General features: G+C 46.0%; 22 protein-coding genes. 3 read left to right on the forward strand and 19 right to left on the reverse strand.

Going from position 1 to position 18853, the window contains the following annotated elements:
- Window positions 1–16 precede the first annotated feature (16 nt).
- From DXD12_RS10510 to DXD12_RS15800, 15 genes are all read right to left on the reverse strand, one after another.
- Window positions 17–409, reverse strand: coding sequence for a YdcP family protein (locus tag DXD12_RS10510; RefSeq protein WP_009203304.1), 393 nt, complete (start codon window positions 407–409; stop codon window positions 17–19).
- Window positions 410–424: 15 nt separating this feature from the next.
- Window positions 425–739 (reverse strand): YdcP family protein, encoded by a 315-nt coding sequence (locus tag DXD12_RS10515; protein ID WP_117739544.1) that lies wholly within the window; start codon window positions 737–739, stop codon window positions 425–427.
- Window positions 740–988: 249 nt separating this feature from the next.
- On the reverse strand, window positions 989–4423 hold the full coding sequence (locus tag DXD12_RS10520; RefSeq protein WP_118638332.1) for a VaFE repeat-containing surface-anchored protein: 3435 nt from the start codon (window positions 4421–4423) through the stop codon (window positions 989–991).
- A 145-nt stretch (window positions 4424–4568) separates the two neighbouring features.
- Window positions 4569–5294, reverse strand: a complete 726-nt coding sequence (locus DXD12_RS10525) for a Fic family protein (RefSeq protein ID WP_347561383.1) — start codon at window positions 5292–5294, stop codon at window positions 4569–4571.
- 271 nt (window positions 5295–5565) lie between these two features.
- Complete coding sequence (locus DXD12_RS10530) at window positions 5566–5853, reverse strand: ATP-binding domain-containing protein (RefSeq protein WP_118492469.1); 288 nt, start codon at window positions 5851–5853, stop codon at window positions 5566–5568.
- A 2-nt stretch (window positions 5854–5855) separates the two neighbouring features.
- Window positions 5856–6020 carry a hypothetical protein gene (locus DXD12_RS15365; protein WP_182430852.1) on the reverse strand — a complete coding sequence of 55 codons (165 nt, stop codon included), beginning with the start codon at window positions 6018–6020 and terminating at the stop codon, window positions 5856–5858.
- Window positions 6020–6283, reverse strand: coding sequence for a DNA-directed RNA polymerase subunit alpha C-terminal domain-containing protein (locus DXD12_RS10535; protein ID WP_118492471.1), 264 nt, complete (start codon window positions 6281–6283; stop codon window positions 6020–6022). The genes DXD12_RS15365 and DXD12_RS10535 overlap by 1 nt, the downstream gene beginning before the upstream one ends.
- 20 nt (window positions 6284–6303) lie before the next feature.
- Complete coding sequence (locus DXD12_RS10540) at window positions 6304–6828, reverse strand: O-acetyl-ADP-ribose deacetylase (RefSeq protein WP_118492473.1); 525 nt, start codon at window positions 6826–6828, stop codon at window positions 6304–6306.
- Window positions 6829–7170 carry an arsenate reductase family protein gene (locus DXD12_RS10545; protein WP_118492475.1) on the reverse strand — a complete coding sequence of 114 codons (342 nt, stop codon included), beginning with the start codon at window positions 7168–7170 and terminating at the stop codon, window positions 6829–6831.
- A gap of 1 nt (window position 7171) precedes the next feature.
- Window positions 7172–7390, reverse strand: coding sequence for an aspartate dehydrogenase (locus DXD12_RS10550; protein WP_118492477.1), 219 nt, complete (start codon window positions 7388–7390; stop codon window positions 7172–7174).
- Window positions 7377–7850: a YaiI/YqxD family protein gene (locus DXD12_RS10555; RefSeq protein WP_118492479.1), complete on the reverse strand. Its 474-nt coding sequence runs from the start codon at window positions 7848–7850 to the stop codon at window positions 7377–7379. Before DXD12_RS10555 ends, DXD12_RS10550 begins: the two co-directional genes overlap by 14 nt.
- A 24-nt stretch (window positions 7851–7874) precedes the next feature.
- Window positions 7875–8285: a VOC family protein gene (locus DXD12_RS10560; RefSeq protein ID WP_337376326.1), complete on the reverse strand. Its 411-nt coding sequence runs from the start codon at window positions 8283–8285 to the stop codon at window positions 7875–7877.
- The gene (locus DXD12_RS10565; RefSeq protein WP_118638333.1) at window positions 8243–8623 is read right to left on the reverse strand and encodes a DUF4186 domain-containing protein; all 381 of its coding nucleotides are present in this window, start codon (window positions 8621–8623) and stop codon (window positions 8243–8245) included. The genes DXD12_RS10560 and DXD12_RS10565 overlap by 43 nt, the downstream gene beginning before the upstream one ends.
- A gap of 157 nt (window positions 8624–8780) precedes the next feature.
- Window positions 8781–8951 (reverse strand): hypothetical protein, encoded by a 171-nt coding sequence (locus DXD12_RS10570; RefSeq protein ID WP_243105380.1) that lies wholly within the window; start codon window positions 8949–8951, stop codon window positions 8781–8783.
- 41 nt (window positions 8952–8992) lie between these two features.
- Complete coding sequence (locus tag DXD12_RS15800) at window positions 8993–9127, reverse strand: hypothetical protein (RefSeq protein ID WP_279221053.1); 135 nt, start codon at window positions 9125–9127, stop codon at window positions 8993–8995.
- A gap of 110 nt (window positions 9128–9237) precedes the next feature.
- On the opposite strand from DXD12_RS15800, the gene DXD12_RS10575 reads away from it, so the two are divergent.
- Window positions 9238–9456, forward strand: a complete 219-nt coding sequence (locus DXD12_RS10575; protein ID WP_279221054.1) for a LysR substrate-binding domain-containing protein — start codon at window positions 9238–9240, stop codon at window positions 9454–9456.
- A 27-nt stretch (window positions 9457–9483) separates the two neighbouring features.
- On the opposite strand, the gene DXD12_RS10580 is transcribed toward DXD12_RS10575, so the two are convergent.
- Complete coding sequence (locus DXD12_RS10580; RefSeq protein ID WP_118638335.1) at window positions 9484–12330, reverse strand: TetM/TetW/TetO/TetS family tetracycline resistance ribosomal protection protein; 2847 nt, start codon at window positions 12328–12330, stop codon at window positions 9484–9486.
- A gap of 355 nt (window positions 12331–12685) precedes the next feature.
- Here DXD12_RS10580 and DXD12_RS10585 point away from each other — a divergent pair, with 355 nt between their 5' ends.
- Window positions 12686–14056 carry an MATE family efflux transporter gene (locus DXD12_RS10585; protein ID WP_118468501.1) on the forward strand — a complete coding sequence of 457 codons (1371 nt, stop codon included), beginning with the start codon at window positions 12686–12688 and terminating at the stop codon, window positions 14054–14056.
- 193 nt (window positions 14057–14249) lie between these two features.
- Here the strand turns inward: DXD12_RS10585 and DXD12_RS10590 are convergent, their stop codons facing one another.
- From DXD12_RS10590 to DXD12_RS10600, 3 genes are all read right to left on the reverse strand, one after another.
- Window positions 14250–15092: a DUF975 family protein gene (locus DXD12_RS10590; protein WP_118638336.1), complete on the reverse strand. Its 843-nt coding sequence runs from the start codon at window positions 15090–15092 to the stop codon at window positions 14250–14252.
- A gap of 276 nt (window positions 15093–15368) precedes the next feature.
- Window positions 15369–16013 carry a cytidylate kinase-like family protein gene (locus tag DXD12_RS10595; protein WP_107001503.1) on the reverse strand — a complete coding sequence of 215 codons (645 nt, stop codon included), beginning with the start codon at window positions 16011–16013 and terminating at the stop codon, window positions 15369–15371.
- Window positions 16014–16043: 30 nt separating this feature from the next.
- Window positions 16044–17333: a galactokinase family protein gene (locus tag DXD12_RS10600; protein WP_118638337.1), complete on the reverse strand. Its 1290-nt coding sequence runs from the start codon at window positions 17331–17333 to the stop codon at window positions 16044–16046.
- 492 nt (window positions 17334–17825) lie between these two features.
- Here DXD12_RS10600 and DXD12_RS10605 point away from each other — a divergent pair, with 492 nt between their 5' ends.
- Window positions 17826–18851 carry a TIGR01212 family radical SAM protein gene (locus DXD12_RS10605; RefSeq protein ID WP_118629939.1) on the forward strand — a complete coding sequence of 342 codons (1026 nt, stop codon included), beginning with the start codon at window positions 17826–17828 and terminating at the stop codon, window positions 18849–18851.
- Window positions 18852–18853: the final 2 nt, after the last annotated feature.

Below are 18853 nucleotides of genomic sequence, written 5' to 3' on the forward strand. Positions count from 1 at the left end.
AGGCTAAATCCTTTCTTTATTTTTTATGCTGTGGCTGCTGCGGATTGTTGGGAGCATGGTTATTTCCGGCTGGCTGACCGTTTTTATTCTTCAAGACAATATCATCTGCCTTGATATACCAGTCAACGTCTGCACCTTGAAATGTAGCGGTTGCCACCGTATCAGCTACAGGATTGATGATTTCCACCTCTGTATTGTAGTCAAATTCCTTTAACGGAACAGAAGCCGGAATACTCACCTGTATCATGCGTCCTTGCTCCTTACACTTCAAATCGTAGGTACGTTCCTTGATTTCTTCAGAAACCGTACCGTCCTCATTCTGGATATGTACCTCTCGTCTTAATGCGGAGAATTTCAATACTCCGAAAGTCTTTTCCTTGTCAATGATGATTCCGTTTGCTAATCTCATAATGTTTCTACCTCCTTATGCTTTCACCATATCGTCAGCCGATAAGATATAGTTTGTGAATCCTCTTGTACCGATTTTGTAACCCTCTGCGGTGATTTTGGGATTGATAAGTTTTACTTTTTCCTCTGATTCAAAATTCTTCTCACCAGCAGAAGCAGGTAGCACCACGATAATATCATCTGCCCTCTGTACGTCCGAATAAAGGTTGAAACTGCGGGAAACAACCGTCATACGTCCGTTAATCCTACGCTGTTCCACCTTATTCTCACCTGCAAACTCTAAGTTCCCGAATGTCTTTTCTATGTTTGGGATAACGTGTTTTAATTCCATAAATTGTTTACCTCTTTTCTTTTTGATTTTGATTGATTTGTTATATAGTGTCATTCTGCTATCGGGATAATATCTGTCTGCCTGTGAATTATCAAGGGCAAGCGTTGTGCTGAAAGCACCCTTGACAATCCCCATTCAGAAAGATAAATCGTAATCAAGCAGAAGTTAGATATAATGTCAGCCACAGACTGACGTTTCCATCATAGGCGGTGAACGGGTTGTTGCTTTCATAAGCTGTTACCTCCCGTATCAGTCAGATTTCTTTACTCTGCGGAATCTCTTATATTCGGCAAAGATAAGACCAGCAGCAGAAATTCCCATCATAGCGAATAATGCGACAAATGGCGTATTATCACCTGTTTTTGGTGAATCGCTTGTCTTTGTTGGTGTGCTAGGTTCTTCTGGTGTCGTAGGGGATTCTGGCTTCTCTTTGATAGTTACCGTCTGCCCCTCGTCCTTGATGTCCTTATGTTCAGCTACTTTGATAGGATTGTCTGGATTGGTTACGTCATATAATTCTTCAAAGGTCACAAGCTCTTTGCCGCCAAGCTCCGAAGCATTGAATATAAATTCAATCTGAACCTCCATTTTAGAATCCTCGGCAGTAAAGGTAAGGTCATTTTCTACACGCTTGCCATTCACTAGAAGTTCTGCATTTTCAGACTTCACCATTTCCCAACCTTTAAGAGTGTATTTCACGCCTTTTTCCAAGCCGTCTAAAGTGACCGTATCAACGATAGTTACTTTGTCGTCTGCTTCAATCGTCTTTTCACCTGTTGCCTTATCGGTAGCGGTTGTGTGCATAGTGATGATACGTTCCGTAATCGTCACTGTTTGCCCTTCGTCCTCAATGTCCTTGTGTTTTGCCACCTTTGTAGGCTCGTCTGGATTGGATAAATCGTATAATTCCTCGAATGTTACTAGGTCTTTTCCTGCAAGCTCACTGGCATTGAATGTAAAGGCAATCTGGACTTCCATGCTAGAATCTTTTGCAGTAAATGTATAGTCACTTTCTACAGGTTTACCGTCAATCAAAAGCTGTGCGTTTTCAGACTTCACCATCTGCCAGCCTTTGAGTTGATAAGTTGTACCTTTTTCCAAACCATCTAAAGTGACCGTATCAATGACAGTTACCTCTTTACCAGCAACAATCATCTTTTTACCTGTGGCTTTGTCGACAGCGTTGGTATGAATTTCAATCACTCGTTCTTCGATAGTCACGGTCTGCCCCTCATCCTCAATGTCCTTGTGTTCTGCCACTTTGATAGGCTCGTCTGGATTGGATAAGTTGTACAATTCCTCGAATGTCACAAGGTCTTTTCCTCCAAGAGCAGAAGCATTGAACGTATAGGAAACCTCAACTTCCATTTCTGATTTTTTCGCAGTGAATGTGTAATTACTTTCCACAGGTTTACCGTCAATCAAAAGCTGTGCGTTTTCAGATTTCACCATTTGCCAGCCTTTCAACTGATATTTTGTGCCTTTTGTCAAACCATCTAAAGTCACAGTATCAACGATAGTCACGTTCTTTCCAGCAACGATTGATTTTTCACCTGTCACCTTATCTGTGGCAGTCGTATGGATAGTGATTTCTGGCTCGTATTCATCTGTAAGCGTACCTAAATCCACGACTACTTTATTTCTTGACACCACTACATCAAATGCCGGAATTAGCGTCATTCCCTTGTTGGAATCGCAGCGTAATTCTTCGATTGTGTAAGTATCATAGAGCAATGCACCTTTGCTGTCGTCTGGTGTGGAAGTACCGAACCAGATACCGTCCTCACTGGTCTTTCCGGCGTTGGTATTCTGCTTATGAGATACCCAATCAGAGGAAGTGGAAAACTGACCGTTTGCGTCTGTCACAATGATATGGCTCTCACCAGTCGTCTTGCTTGTGATCCTAAAGGGAACATTCGCAAGTCGCTTGTGAGTGCCAGCACCGATTTTTACACCCTCAATATCTCCACGCTTAATCTGGTTGTAGATGGAATGTGCTTCATCTGTTAAATCCACGATTTTTCCATCTTCTGTGATTTCAAATTCAATCGGTTTTGCACCGTCCGTCAAATATCCCTCTGGGGCGTTGCTTTCCTCAATACGGTATTTTCCGTATGGTAATGTATCGGCGGCAGTTGTAGCGATACCGTCAACGCCAGTATGGATTGTTTTGACAACTTCATTCTTGTTGTATAACTTGCCATCTACCAAGACAGCGTTATCATTTAAGGAAATGATTTCAAAGGCAGTATCTTTCAAAGTCGCACCGCCTTGTGCTTTTGTATCTTTGGTTTCAAGGTCACGTTTCTGGATTTTGACACCGCCACGGATAACCTTGTCTAATACGGAATACTGGTTGCTGCCGCTTAACGCTGCAAGCTCACCATCTTCTGTAATCTGTGCCACATAGACACCTTTTATCTGTTCAGAACTTCCGGCAGCCTGCATATAAGCACCCTCCAATAAGTAACCGTTTGGAGCTGTCTTTTCTTCTACAGTGATAGTACCAAGCGGCAAGCAGATAGTACCATTCTGTGTATAGAAGCTGTCACCCAATACCTTGTAGGAATCGGCTAATCTTGTGATGTAATGGACTTCATTGTTGCTGTCTTTTTCAGCGATTGTCTTTGTCGTCCATGTGCGTGTTGGTTCTGATGGAAGATTGTCTTTTGTATAGTAACCGTCATAATACTTCCAGACGAACTCCGCACCCTCTAAAGAAGCGTTACCCTGTGGCGTAGCTTTGGAAATTTCCATATCAATCTTGAAAAGCTCAACCAAAGTGTCAGTGACTTTTGGTTTGTCGCTGACTTTTAAAGTCGTAGTTTCATTAACCTTGACCGTCATAGTATAGACGTTCTTATCTAACTGGAATCCCTTTGGAGCTTTCGTTTCTTTCACATAGTATGTCGCAGCTCTTAATTCCACAGTGTCCGTATTACCATTGGCATTTGTCGTAAGTGTGGCAACAGATTTCGTGCAGCCTTTATCAGAATAGACACCATAAGTCGCACCAGAGAGAGAATAGCAGTCATTCCCGTTTGTGACTGTGGTATTACTGGAAGATTTCTGAATCTTGCCATTGCCGACAGCCAGCTCTGCGAAGAACTGTCCTAAATTCTGCCCCTCACCAGTGTAGATATAACCGTAACAGTCATAGCGTCCTTTATTTTCTCTTACAAAGGCTTTCGCTCCGGCGAATACTTCATCTTGCACGGATTTTGAGATTTCATCATAGGAAGCTCGTACATTGTCACAGCTCCACCCAAGATGGACGCTCAATCTCTGCCAGACTACAAGCTGTCTTAAAAGGTAGGCGTGCTGGCTGCTCAATCCTGTATGGCTTTTCGTATACTGTTTGACGTATTCAAGAGATAAAGCAACGTCCTCTATCTGGTAGGCAGTCATGCGTGTACTTGCGTCACTTCTGGTCTTATATCCATTCTTAAAGCCTGTGTTGATGTCGATACAATAAGCGTCCTCGCCCTCAACGGTCATATGCCCCTCATTAAATGTAGAGCCGATAGAACCATCATTCATTACTTTCTCAACAATGCCGACACGTTCCTCCGATTCTGTCCAGTATTGTGTTTCCGCAGCATGGACAGCAGTTGTGGGTAGAGCAGTAAAGACGGTTGCGAGAGTAAGAACACCTGTAAGCAATCGTTTCAATATCTTATTCATTTTTTGATTCTCCTTTCATTTGGGTAAAAAAATAGACGCTCATTTCTGAACGTCTGGAAATAAAAAAGGAATACCGTTTTTCAAGTATTCCTAATTCTATATGTTATTTAACTGTATTTATGTGATATGAAGTTGTTTGCTGCTGTTATGCCGCTATTTGTTGTTGGTATCTCAATGGTACATTTCCATCCTGGAACGGATGGATCCGCTCAAACTTCACATGGAAGTCCAGAATATCTTCAAAGGTCTTTTCTTCCTTAGCGCTATATTCCGTCAGCAAGGCCTTCATTTTATCGGCAACTTCTTCCGGAAGGGCTGTATCCCTGCCGCCGACTTCATTCGGGAGTTTCTTATACTCGCCAACAGCAAACCAATCTTTTCTGGAATCACTGGTGCCGTTCTTCAAAACCAAGTGAAGTTCTTTGATGAACTTCTCCGTCAGAGCTGCTTTTGCATGATCAATAAGCATGTCAATGCAGCGGAAGTGATTTGCTGTTTCGATCACGTCATCCACATTTAGCACTTCTTTTTCTACGCCAATGGTGTTGGTTTCAAAGATATATCTGGTTTGATCGTGCGTCAGGCGGCTTCCTTCCATATGGTTGGAATTGTATGTCAAATCAATCTGTGTTTTATGGTAGATTCCACCGGAATATTTACTTACCTTCTGCTCTTTCAGAATATCCAACAGAGTAATTGGTCCTTCTTTTCTTTTGTTGATACGCTCCGGTTTTTCTGCGTTTTTCGGAATGTTCCATGTCTTGCCGGTAAGAAACGCACCGTTCACACGCCCCTGGGCGCAGTAATTTCTAACACTGCGCTCTGACACATCCCACTTTTTCGCTATTTCAGCAACTGAAAGATATCGCATCTATGATCCTCCGCCATAAAATCTATCCTCAAAACTACGTTAATCTATTACATATTATATCACATCATCGGCAAAAATATCAACATTTTCCGAGTTTGGCTGTTGGATTTTTGCCGCCACAGGATACTTAGGTTTTCGACGATATTCCGTAAAATACACTGATTTACATAAAAGCATGATTAGGATTGCGTCAACTAATGCTTTGCGTGTACACCTATAAGAAAAAGATCTCCCAATACCATGCGTACTTGGTATTGAGAGACCTTTTTTCCTAATCACTGATGCATTCGGTACAGTTAACTATAGTTGCTACATTCTTCATTTTTAAGCCAGACTTCCCCAATATATTATTTATATTCTTTGCAAATTGGCCTGCACTCCAATCACCATTGACATATACCAAAATTAGCTTGGTTTTAGCTCTTGTGGCTGCAACATAATGGTTATAAACATCTTCTTCACTTGACAGTTTATAGTCAGACACAAACAAAACTACTTGTTCAAACTCCAGTCCTTTCGAAGAGTGAAAGGTAATCGCAATTCGTTTCAATTCATCCATATTTACTGCAGATTGTCATCTTCACTATTTCCATCTACAGCCAATTCACACTTTATATCCTTTATAATTATTGAAACATTCCTCATATTTTTTGAAGAAAAAGAAATCTCCTGATCACTCCAACTTCTAATGCTATTTTTAATTTCAAATACAACCTTTGAAATCACTAAATCATCTCCTCGCCAATTTGATGTGAAATATAACCAATAGAAAATTTAAATTCTCTCACACTATGAAGCTTTATGCCTTGCTCTTCACAAATCTGATATAATTCCTGTAGTGCCGCCTGCCCCATATTACGAAACTTTATAAAATGTTCCTTTGGATATTCTCTCAATACTTCCAATGACTCAAATCCATTTCTTCTGAGAATATTCCGTAACCTGCTCGACATTTCAATATCATCATAATTTATTTTTTCAGCGTACATAAAAGCTCCCTTTTGTCATTTTATTTGTCATATAACTTATCAACCTCTGCTTCATATACTGATTCAGTATAAGTATCAAACAGCACCCATTCCACCAAATCAAAGCTGTCCGGATTATCCTGCAAGAACCCGTTTACTGTATGTACTGCAATCTTTGCTGCCAACTCAACCGGAAAACTATATACTCCCGTTGATATAGAAGGAAATGCAATAGACCTGATTCCATTATCCATTGCCAGCTTCATGGAATTAAAATAGCAGTTAGCAAGAAGTTCCTCTTCTCTATTCCTTCCACCATTCCATATCGTTCCTACAGTATGTATCACATAATCACATGGCAGATTATAGGCTTTTGTTATCTTTGCTTCTCCAGTCTCACATCCGTGAAGTGTCCTGCACTCCGCCAGAAGCTCCGGTCCTGCTGCTCTATGAATCGCACCATCTACACCGCCTCCACCAAGAAGAGAGTTGTTTGCTGCATTCACGATTGCCTGCACCTCTGTTACTTTTGTTATGTCTCCCATTAAAGTCTTAATTAAGTACATTTAGTTCCATCCTTTCCAGATATCCGGCTGATAACCAAGTGTTGATTGCTTTCCGTTTCTTACTACTGGTGTTTTAATTACCTGTGGATTCTCAAGCACCTTGTCGAGCTTATCTTCATCTGCGATATACTTAATAAGAGCAAGTAAATCCTTGTCCTTGCCATCCCAATTAACCATATTTTCTAATCCACCATTTGCCTGAGCTACTGAATTAAATTCTCCTTTGCTCATACCTTTTTCTTTCATATCAATGAACTGATACTTTATGCCCCGCTCCTTGAAAAAACGCTCCGCCTTCTTAGTATCATTGCATTTCTTTGTTCCAAATATCTGTATATTCATATCAGTATTCCTTCTCTATCTCTCCATTTATTCCATACATTTTCTTGAATGCATCAAGGTCTGCCTGGTTCTTAATCAGCATAATCTCTTCTATCTTACCTGTATGAATGTCCTTAAAGCCTGCAACCTGCTCGCCATTACATATGCTCGCTTTGATTACTGGTTTCTTATTTTCTTTATCATATGTCTTTGTAACTATCTTTTTCTTAAATAGTCCCACTCTGAGTACCTTCTTTTGACTTTGCCATCAGTATAAGTTTTTCAAAGGACTGTGCAAAGCGTACATCATCTTCTTCTGTACGCTTTCTCGGTCCTTTCATATGATTCTTATGAGAGCTACGCCTTGCCTTCTTGTTAAGATGTCGCTCCATAAGCATCTGATCTATGTTCTCATTCGTGTACCACTTGCCTGATTGGTGAATAGCATATGCACCTTTTCCAAGAGCCATAGCAGCGACACCATAATCCTGAGATACTACTACATCCCCTTTATGGCAAATACTAATCAGCTTATAATCTACAGCATCTGCTCCTGCACCTACTACAATCACCTCGCTGTAATCAGAATACAAAATATGATTCGTATCACACAGCAATGTGGTGGAAATATTGTATTTTCCTGCTATTGTCTCAACAATGTCCACTACCGGACACGCATCTGCATCTACAAATATCTGCATATTTTTCCTCAAATCCACATCATATCAGTTGTGATTAACTGGTGTTCGTACTTCTATAAGATTTCCTGATGGATCATAAAATCTTACAAGCTTCTGTCCACCTTCAAGTTCCATTAATTCCGTAACATAACTTACAACATACTTGCCAGACTCCAGTTTTTCAATAATACCTTCTATATCATTATCTTCAAAATAAAGTTCTGTCATATTGTTATGTGGAGTTGTAGGTATTTCTGTACTGTCATACCATACATCTACATCCTGTAATACAAGCCCCTCAGACATTATTACATTACCTTCCAGCCTTGTAATCACACGCAATCCAAACAGTTCTTCATAAAAATCAATTGATTCGTCAATATTATCAACAATGATCAATACATTTTTCAAACTCATATTTTTTGTTCCTGCCTCTCCATTTCTCGTTGAATCCATGTCATAATTACATCTACAAGGTAATCCTGCTGCACCTGACTCAATTCCTTGCCTGGCTGCATTTTATGCCACTTTCGTATGCACTCCCTACAACATGTTGCCGTTGCGCGCTGAGCAATAAATACTGGGTGACCTTTCATCGGTGTTTGTTTACCATCATTCGCTATATATGCGGGAGCTTCTCTCTTTGCAATAAATTCCTTTACATGTTGCCGGATTGTATCCAACCCTTTTTCATGTATGTAATCAATATCTTTCTGTTTCAGATGAAAACTGCTTCGGAACTTTGAATTATCCAGTCGCTCAAATAACTGCCTGTACCATTCATCCTTAGTCATTAAAACTTCACTACTTCCGGCTCATGTACTTATTCCAGAATATTATACCATAAAAAATGGCGAAGTGCTTATCGTAACACTTCGCCGAAAGCCTAACCGGTTTGAGCAAAAAAGCTTGGTTAGGTCTGCTTTACTATTTTATGCAGTTCTGCTACATTTATACGATTAAATGTGCTTTCCAATCCGTTGAAAGATTCATTGCTGGAGATACAACTTCTACTCTGTCATCAAACATAGAAACTCTGATGTGTGAATCCACATCCCATACCCTATGGATAAGAGCATTCGCAATTGCTTCTCTGAAGACTGCTTCTGGTATCTTCTCCATCTTCTTTCTGTCAGCCCCCTGTATTACTTCATGCGGATTATTTAGTTGTATGATACAAGCTTGACTGTGGTTTTCTTTTCCCTGCGAGCAAAATGAACCAGCAGTCCGCCCATAATCAGCAAGCATCCGAGCAGTTTGGAAGTTGTCATCTGCTCATGGAGAACCAATGCGTCCACACTCCCATCGTCCCTAGCTGGACGATTCCAAGTAAAAGCGGATCATATTTCTTTGAAAAATATCCAGTTGTGATAATTGCAGCCGCGTAAACCAGCGCTGCCAGCAGAAGATACAGACCGCATGGACGATGGTCGCCGCAGGAATGGGCGTTACCCTGATCAACCGCATTTTATCCCGACAATGGGATGGACCGGTTGTGACACTGCCGCTCGACGCTTCCCCGTCCTTTGAGATCGGCATCGCCGCCCCCGCACGGGAAATGCAGTCGCCTGCGGCAGCAGAACTGATGAAATTTATGCAGAAGGATCTGATTCATGCCTTCGAGTAATCTATACGAAAATCCGCTTTTTATACATTACTCGTCCTTCTTCACCTGCCGCAGCACCTCCTCCGGCACCGAATCCAGCAGATAATTTTTATGTCCGCTATGCGGTCGGTTGGTATGCTCACGTGTCTGATTCTTCACACGGTCTACCTCTTCCTCAAAATCCCGCGCCGAATACAGCCCGCAGCCCTGCCCACGGATGATGATCTGTTCCAGACGGTCGGAGGTCGCTACCATCACCGTATATTTCCGCCCATTTTCATGGGCAAATTTCTCGATGTACTGGTCAGCTGTCTCCGCCTCTTTCGTAAAGACTACATGAATGTTGTGGTAATCCGTCACCTCCGTCCGGTGTCCCTGCACCCGGTAGGCGTCGAACACCGCTATCACCTCGATACCGCGGCTTCCCTGATAATCGCAGAGAATATCCAGCAGCTTACCACGGGCGCTATCAATGTTGATCTTCGCCAGCTCATTTAACTCATCCCAGGAGAAAATAATGTTGTAGCCATCTACCAGCAAGTATTCCCGTACCGCCGATGCCATTTTCCCTTTGGAGCCGCCGGTTCTGCTGCCCGCTCCGCCACTTTCCGGCGCTTTGCCTGCATGTTCCAATTTTCCTGCATTTCCAGCCACAGAACTTCCCGATTTTCCTTCACTTCCAGATGCCAAAGTTTCAGCTGTCCCGACTTTCGAATCGCTCTTCTGTCTCACCGCTTCCTGCCTCCGCGCCGTCTCTCCGTACACTCCGGCACCATAGGTTTCCGCCGGGCGTTTGCTCTTTCCGCCCCACCGGCGTTTTCCGCCGTCTTCCTTTTTATTTGCATGGTAGGTGCGAGCGAGAATCGCATCGACCTCGTCCGTTCCGATCCACATTTCTTCCGAAGCGCCGCCGCCCTGTCCATCCGAGGAGCGCGCACCCAGCTCAGGGATCGCATCCATCCGCCGTTTTCCATTGGAATCGCCCAGGCAGCTTTCCAGATGCATGTAATCTTTGACCTCATCCCAGTTGACGACAAATCCCGCTCCGTGCGTACAGAAAACAGATCCGCTCGGGTTTGCCAAATCCGCATCCGGATCATACCCGGCTGCCGCAATGATTTCTTCTTCATTGTGGCACGGTCCGTAGCCATCGAGCGTGCAGATCATCTGTCCCAATCCGCCCGTGTACGCCGTCACCTCCGTCTGATATCCATCGAGTGCCGATACCGGGGCACGTCCGGTTAATATTGCCTGCCCGTCCTCCAGCGCCGGTCCCTCAAAAACGGCAAACCGCCGCTCCAGGTCGGTCATCGCACGTCCTACCATCTTGTCCGGTATCGTCAAATGAAAAGCATAAAACGGTTCCAACAACACCGAATGCGCCTGCATCAACCCCTGACGAACCGCCCGATACACGGACTGTCGGAAATCGCCGCCTTCTGTATGTTTCACATGGGCACGTCCCGATTTCAGCGTAATTTTCATATCCGTGATCGGCGCCCCGATCAGAACGCCCCGGTGTATCTTTTCTTCCAGATGCGTCAGCACCAGCCGCTGCCAGTTTTTACTTAAAATATCTTCGCTGCAATCGGTATCAAACACCAGCCCGCTGCCCGGCTCTCCCGGTTCCAGAAGCAGATGTACCTCCGCATAATGGCGCAGCGGCTCAAAATGCCCGACGCCCTCGACCGTATCGGTGATCGTTTCTTTATATACAATGCTGCGCCCGCCAAACCGGACATTTACCCCAAAACGCTCTGCAATCAGGCTTTTCAGAATCTCCATCTGGATCTCGCCCATGATCTGGGCGTGAATCTCTTTCTTTTCTTCCTCCCAGACAATATGAAGCTCCGGCTCTTCTTCCTCTAATTGAAGCAGTTTCGGCAGCATCGCCGCCGCATCCACATCCTCCGGAAGTTCGACGCGATACGTCAAAACCGGCTCCAGCACCGGTTCCGCGCCCATTTCACAGACTCCAAGCCCCTCGCCCGGTTTCGTGTGCAAAAGTCCCGTTGCCGCACAAATCATACCCGCCGGTGCCTCGCTCACCGCCTCATACTTATCGCCTGAATACAGGCGGAGCTGATTTACCTTTTCCTCGCCGATCCGGTCTTTGACATGCAGCACGCCGCCCGTGATCTTCATATAAGTCAGGCGTTCGCCCTGGCTGTCGCGCACAATTTTAAATATTTTCGCCCCAAATTCGTCTGGATATGCCGGTTCCAGCGTATACTCTTCCAGACCGCGCATAAATTCTTCCACACCCGTATTTTTGAGCGCCGAACCGAAATAGCACGGAAACAGATCCCGGCTGGCAATCCGGCTGCGGATCGCATCTTTAGACACCTGTCCCGTCTCCAGAAATTCCTCCAATTCCGCTTCGCCGCTGACTGCTGCCTCTTCATAGAAACTTTCCGTCCCGTCCGCACCAAAATCAACGAAGTTGCCGCCCAGCGACTCTTTTAGGTCGCGCAGGACCTCCTGTTCCCGTCCCGGCGCCAGATCCATTTTATTGATAAAAAGGAACGCCGGAATCTGGTAGCGCGCCAGCAGCCGCCACAGCGTCCTTGTATGCCCCTGCACGCCGTCTGAACCGCTGATGACCAGCACCGCATAGTCCAGCACCTGAAGCACCCGCTCCATTTCCGCTGAAAAATCCACATGTCCCGGCGTGTCCAAGAGCGTCACATCCATATCATCCCATGCAAGCCGCGCCTGCTTGGAAAAAATCGTGATTCCGCGCTTTTTCTCCAATTCATATGTGTCCAGGAACGCATCGCCCTTGTCCACCCGCCCCAGATGGCGGATCATGCCGCCCGCATAGAGCATCGCCTCTGATAATGTTGTCTTCCCCGCATCTACGTGCGCCAGGATTCCCACCGCCAGTCTCTTCATGTATGTTACCCTCATTTCCGTTCTATATGAAAAAGAATGTGCCTTGGCACATTCTCGCGCCGAGCGCGGTCGCTTGCGACATGTTTCTGCTTCGCGCGAGTGCGCATCCTCGCGAAGCGTTTTTTGTTTCATAGGACGTAATTTCCTATGAAATAAAAATCACTCTACCCGTTATGATACCATGTATGTCACTGATTGTAAAATACCGCGTGCTGACCAGCCCGCTTCTATATCACAAAAAAAGTGTCTCTATTTTATTTTTTTTCGTGACTTTTCGGATTGCCAATTTTATGTATTTCTTATAAAATCTACTCTCAGAGTTTTATAATCGTTTTTTAGAAAGGATGGTTTTTCCATGAGCCGCTCTTCGCAACGCTCTACCATAAAAGATATGACAAACGGGAGCCCGGCAAAGCTGATTCTGGGCTTTGCGGTTCCGATGCTGATGGGACTTCTGTTCCAGCAGTTTTACAGCATGGTCGATACGATCATTGTTGGAAAATTTCTCGGTGTCGATGCACTGGCTTCGGTCGGTTCCACCTCCGCCATCAACTTTATGATTAACGGTTTCGTCATCGGCGTCTGCACCGGGTTTTCCATTCCGGTTGCACAGCGGTTCGGCGCACAGGATTACAAGGACATGCGCCGTTTCGTCGCTAATGCCGGATGGATCGCCTCCTGTTTTGCCGTGGTCATGACCGTGATCGTCTGCCTGATGACACGCCAGATTCTCGTCTGGATGCAGACGCCGGACAATATCATTGACGGCGCGTACAGCTACATTTTCTTCGTATTCGCCGGTATTCCGGCAACCTACCTGTACAATACGCTGGCGGGCATCATCCGTGCGCTCGGCGACTCCAAAACGCCGGTCTATTTCCTGATTTTATCCAGCCTTTTAAACATTGCGCTGGATCTGCTTTTCATCGTACAGATCGGAACCGGCACCGCCGGAGCTGCCTATGCAACTGTTATCTCTCAGGCAGTATCCGGTATTCTCTGCCTGATCTATATGAAGAAAAAATTTGAAATCCTGCATATGCACCATGAGGAAACGCGCATCAGCGGCAGACACATTTACATTCTCTGCAAAATGGGTGTGCCGATGGGACTCCAGTATTCGATTACCGCGATCGGCTCGGTTGTCATCCAGACTGCCATCAACTCCTTAGGTTCCATCGCGGTTGCCTCCGTCACCGCAGGTCAGAAGATCGGCATGTTCTTCTGCTGCCCGTTTGACGCGCTGGGCGGCACGATGGCAACCTACGCCGGACAGAACGCCGGTGCCGGAAAGGTAGACCGCATCCGCCAGGGCGTCCGGTCCGCGACTCTCATCGGCGGCATCTACTCCATTGCGGCGTGCATCGTGCTGACCGTGTTTGGCGGCGTGATTCCGCTTCTCTTCGTCGATGCCTCGGAAACAGTTGTAATCCATCAGGCGCACCAGTTCCTGACCTTCAACTCCCTGTTCTACATACCTCTGACAATCGTCAATGTATGGCGTTTCACGATTCAGGGAATGGGCTACAGCCTGCTCGCCATCCTGGCAGGTGTCTGCGAAATGATCGCCCGCGCCATGGTCGGCTTCCTGCTGGTACCGATCTTTGGCTACATCATCATCTGTTTTGCCTCGCCGCTTGCATGGCTGCTCGCCGATGCATTTCTGATTCCGGCATTCTTCTATTGCCAGAAACATTTGCTGTCTGAGAAAGCACGGATGGACTAAAACAAAATAAATAATACAACTCAAAAAAACTCCTCAGAAAGCTTTCATTTTGACCACTTTCTGAGGAAATTTTTGATTACAGATTCTTATTTTGGGCTTTCGCCAATTTGATTTTCAAAGATTTTTATTGTTCCGTCTATCCTTACACAAGCACAGTTCTATGCAAATGATTTCATTTTTGTACAGACAGAGTTCACGCATTTTCACTTTCCTCCGGCTCATTCTCACTCCACTTATCCCGCATCTCTATCTCTTCTATTTCCCTCTTCTCATCCCGCACGTCCCTATAAAATGCCGCAAATGCCGCCTCCTCATATGGGCGCAGAAACAGATAGCCAATATTGAGCGGTCCCATCAGCCCTACCAGAAACAGCACGGTCACACCGCTGAGCCTTCCCTGTGTATACAAAAGAACCGCTGGTATTATATATTGAATGCTGCAGATCAACCGCCAGCCGATAAAGCTAAAGGTCAGGCAGAATAAATTCCATTTTTTCCCATCCATCAGGCGGCGCGACTCGGTGATCGCCTCGTTGGCGGAATATTCTGGATGTTCCATCAGCACATATGGTGTCATCGCATAGCTGTACGTCTTTATGAAACCCGGAACGAAAAACAGGCAGGTCCAGCAAAATATATAAAAGCCGCGCACAAATACCATCGCCACGCCATCTGTGATCCGCGAAAACTGGGAAAATAAATCAGAAAAGGATGCTTCCTTTTTCTCTGCCAGATTCAGATGGAAACGGGCGTATCCCATCTGCCCCGCACCTCCAATAATAACCACCATCAAGCCCCAGATAAGCAAAAGCACCAAGGGCAGAAGCATGCTGCGCATCAGAAATACCTGCGTCAGCACATTCTTCACTTCCGGTCGTGCCTGTATCACTTTTTGCAGCTCTGATATTCCATTTGGCGCCGTATCGGCAATCTCCGCACCAATCAGGGACGCTGCTAATCCCGTTCCCATCGCAAGTTTCCAGTTTCCGCGCAGTGTCTCACGCGCCATTTGCCTAAATTCAGATGCATTTCTCATGCTTTTGCCCCCTTTCTTTCTGAAATCATTGTATCATTTTTCCATTTTGACCGTCAATATGCCACTTCAAACCGTAAATAATTTGTAATAAGCTCGTAATGATTCTACTGTCGTCAAAGGAAAATTCAGAATGCCGGAATCACTCTCCCAGCATTCTGGGAGCTGATTGAGCTGGCGATCCGCTGGCACTTCTCATCTTCCAAATCTGCCCTGCTTCCTACAATCTTCAACTGAAATTTTTAGCCTGCATCACAGACAGGTTGTTTTCATTTTTCCCTACTTCATATACCCGCGCAGCTTCACATATTCCTTGATCAGCTCCGCCGTCTCGTCCAGTCCGAGGCGGGTCGTATTGATCGGAAGATCGTAGTTCTTCATATTTTTCCAGTCATTTCCGGTAAAATATTTATAATAATTCTTCCGCTCATTCTCAATCTTCCGGATGCGCTTCTTCGCTCTTTCTTCACTGATGCAGTCTACTTCCATAACGCGCTGCACGCGGCGCACACGGTCGGCATAGACAAAGATGCGGATCAGATTTTCGATCTCCTCGTCCTGATCCAGCACATAGCCAGCCGCACGACCTACAAATACGCACGGTTCCTGTTCTGCCAGCTCCCGCATCACCATCGCCTGGAATTTAAACAGGTTATCCGGCGATGTCACATCGCCTTTCAGGGACGGCTTTCCGAACACATCTGCCTTCTTCGCGCCAGTCAGACGGTGAAGCAGGTTGTTTCCCGCTTTCTCATCCGCTAAACGGAAAAATTCCTCTCCGACCGCACTCTTCTCCGACGCCATCTTTAAGATCTCATCGTCGTAGAAATGAAGCCCCAGCTCCTCTGCCAGCTTGCGTCCCACAATACGTCCTCCGCTTCCGTACTCCCTCTCGATTGTGATAATCAGATTTTTATTTCCCATAAATTCCACCGCCTTTCCAGGTCCCAATTTTTAGATGCGCTCGCTCACGCAGATCGCGCCGTGCGGGCGGATGCTCATGCGGTATACATTGCCCTCTCCGATCGCATTTTCAATATATTCTGTATACTCGTCCACCAGATCATTCGGAATCATCGCCATGATGACACCGGCAAATCCGCCGCCATGAACCCGGCACGCGCCGCGTCCTTTTTTCGCAATAAACAGCTCTGTCAGCGCCAGCGCAATGCTGATGCCCTGCTCCTGCACGTTGGCAGTCGTGTATACATTCTGAAGCCATTTCCAGGAAGAATTGCCCGAAGCAGTGATTCCCTCCAAAAAGGCTGCAAAATCATTTTCGAGGAGCGCCTTTACTTCCTGCTCTACTCTCTTATTTTCCTCAAAGAAATGGAATGCACGCATCACAGAGCGATCACCCGCAAATGCACGGACTTCCGGCAGATTTTCGATCACCTCTTCCTCGGAAATCTCCGCGCATACCTCTTTGCCAAAATACTGCGCTACTTTCTTCATCTCGTTCGGAACAGAAGAATAATCTGCACTCAGATCCGCGTGACCTTTTCCCGTATTTACAATCATCAGGCTATGATCCTGTGCACCAAAATCAAAATCAATCTTCTCCACAACCGGCGCTTCCGGGTTTTTGAAATCGATCGTAATCAGACCGCCGACCGCGCACGCCATCTGGTCGAGCAGTCCGGACGCCTTGTTCCAGAACTTGTTTTCTGCATATTTTCCGATGTGCGCGTAGGTGACAACGTCCATCTTGCCCTCATTGAACATCGTATTTAACATAGAGCAGATCAGCATCTCATAGGAAGCCGAAGAGCTGACGCCCGCCGCGCTGATAACATTGCTGGTAATGTATGCGTCAAATCCGCCGACCTTGTATCCTCTCTCCTCAAAACCCTTTAAAATGCCCTTTGTCAGGTCGATGGTGCCGCTCATACCCGCGCTCGGTTTCAGGTCACTTAAATGGATGCTGAAATTTTGATGAAATGTCTCACTTAAAATGCGGATCGTGTCGGTTCCGTTCGGTGACGCCGCTCCGACGCAGTCCAGGTTGATGCTGCCCGCCAGCACCTTGCCATGATTGTGATCGGTGTGGTTGCCGCTGATCTCCGTCCGTCCCGGGGAAGTAAACAGCTTGATATCGCGTTCCCCATATGTTTTTTCAAAGTGCTCTGCCACATAGCGGTAACGCGCCCGGTTCTCCTCCGCTTTCTCCGCCCCGTATAATTCTGCCATCAGCACTTTCGTTTTCTCAGATTCCAGCTGTTTCAGTGTTTCTTTGACTGACATATTCCTTCTCCTTTTCCCCAAATTGTTTGTTACTGTTCACGCATACGTGCCCAGTAACGGAATTTGCCGTGGCTTCGCATTTTAATACGGCAAATTCCTGCTGCCACCACGTTTTCTTACAGCACTTTCGGTTCCAAAAGTGCCTACCCGTGAACAATTGTTTCCTTTATATATATGGTTATGATTTCAGACATTTTGATTCAATCTGACTTCTTGTATGTATTATATCATAACTCACGAACCCGCGCTATCGCGCTCTACCGCCCTGCTTCGCATGGCTGTTCGTTCGTTAATGGCGCAAGAAAAGAATATGTCTGCTTCGCAGCCGCATTCTTTTCTTCTGCGCTCATTATATCATTTTCCTCAAAATGCCTCAATACGATATTCTTTCGTGTGTTTACAAAATGCTGTGGTTCTGGTAAGCTTTCATTTATATGTAATATTTTTGGCAACTGTTCAGTTACTATTTTTGATTAAAACACAGGAGTTCCTATGAAATCAACGACTCAATCCCATATATCATTACCTGAAAATTTTCATCATACCCCCGCCGCCTCCAATGGTCGGTCATTTTCTGTTCCACCCCGCCGCTACTCCGACGGCCGCCCTTACTATTCGTTAAATGCATGGCTGAAAGACCAATTTGGGCAGAAAATTTACAAGCTGGCGCTCGACGGCGGCATGACCTGTCCCAACCGGGACGGTACGCTGGGAACGGGCGGCTGCATTTTCTGCAGCCACGGCGGTTCCGGCGATTTTGCAGAGCCGGCTCACACCTCCGTGACCGAACAGATCGAAGCGGCAAAGACGCGTGTCGCAAATAAAATAAAGGGTGGAAAATATGTCGCATATTTCCAGTCCTACACAAATACCTATGCGCCTGTCTCCTATCTGGAGCCGCTTTTTTCCGAAGCAATCGCCCACCCGGATGTGGCTGCTCTGTCCATCGGAACTCGCCCGGACTGCCTGCCGCCGGATGTCATGGAGCTTCTCGCCCGCTTAAACCGTCGAAAACCGGTCTGGGTGGAACTGGGACTTCAGACCATCCATGAGGAAAGTGCCGCGCGCATCCAGCGCGGTTATTCCCTCCCGGTCTTTGAAAATGCCGTCCGTGAACTGAAAGCCGCCGGTCTGACCGTCATCGTCCATGTCATTCTGGGGCTGCCTGATGAAACGAAAGCCCAGATGCTCGATACCGTCCGCTATCTGGCCGATTTCCAGCCCGCCATCGACGGCATCAAACTTCAGCTTCTCCACATTTTACGCGGCACGAAGCTGGCAGAGCTCTACGAACAAGCACCTTTTCCGATCTTTTCAATGGACGAATACATTGAGCTGCTGATCGAATGTATCCGCCTGCTGCCGCCCGATATGGTCATCCACCGGATCAGCGGCGATGGACCGAAAAAATTGCTGGTCGCACCGGAATGGAGTGGAAATAAGCGGGCGTTTTTGAATACGTTTTCCAAGGCACTGAGGGAAAGCGGGTGTTTTCAGGGGCAGGATTTCACGAATTGATT

It is taken from the genome of Clostridium sp. TF11-13AC (assembly GCF_003481065.1).
Classification (GTDB): Bacteria; Bacillota; Clostridia; order Lachnospirales; family Lachnospiraceae; genus Otoolea; species Otoolea fessa.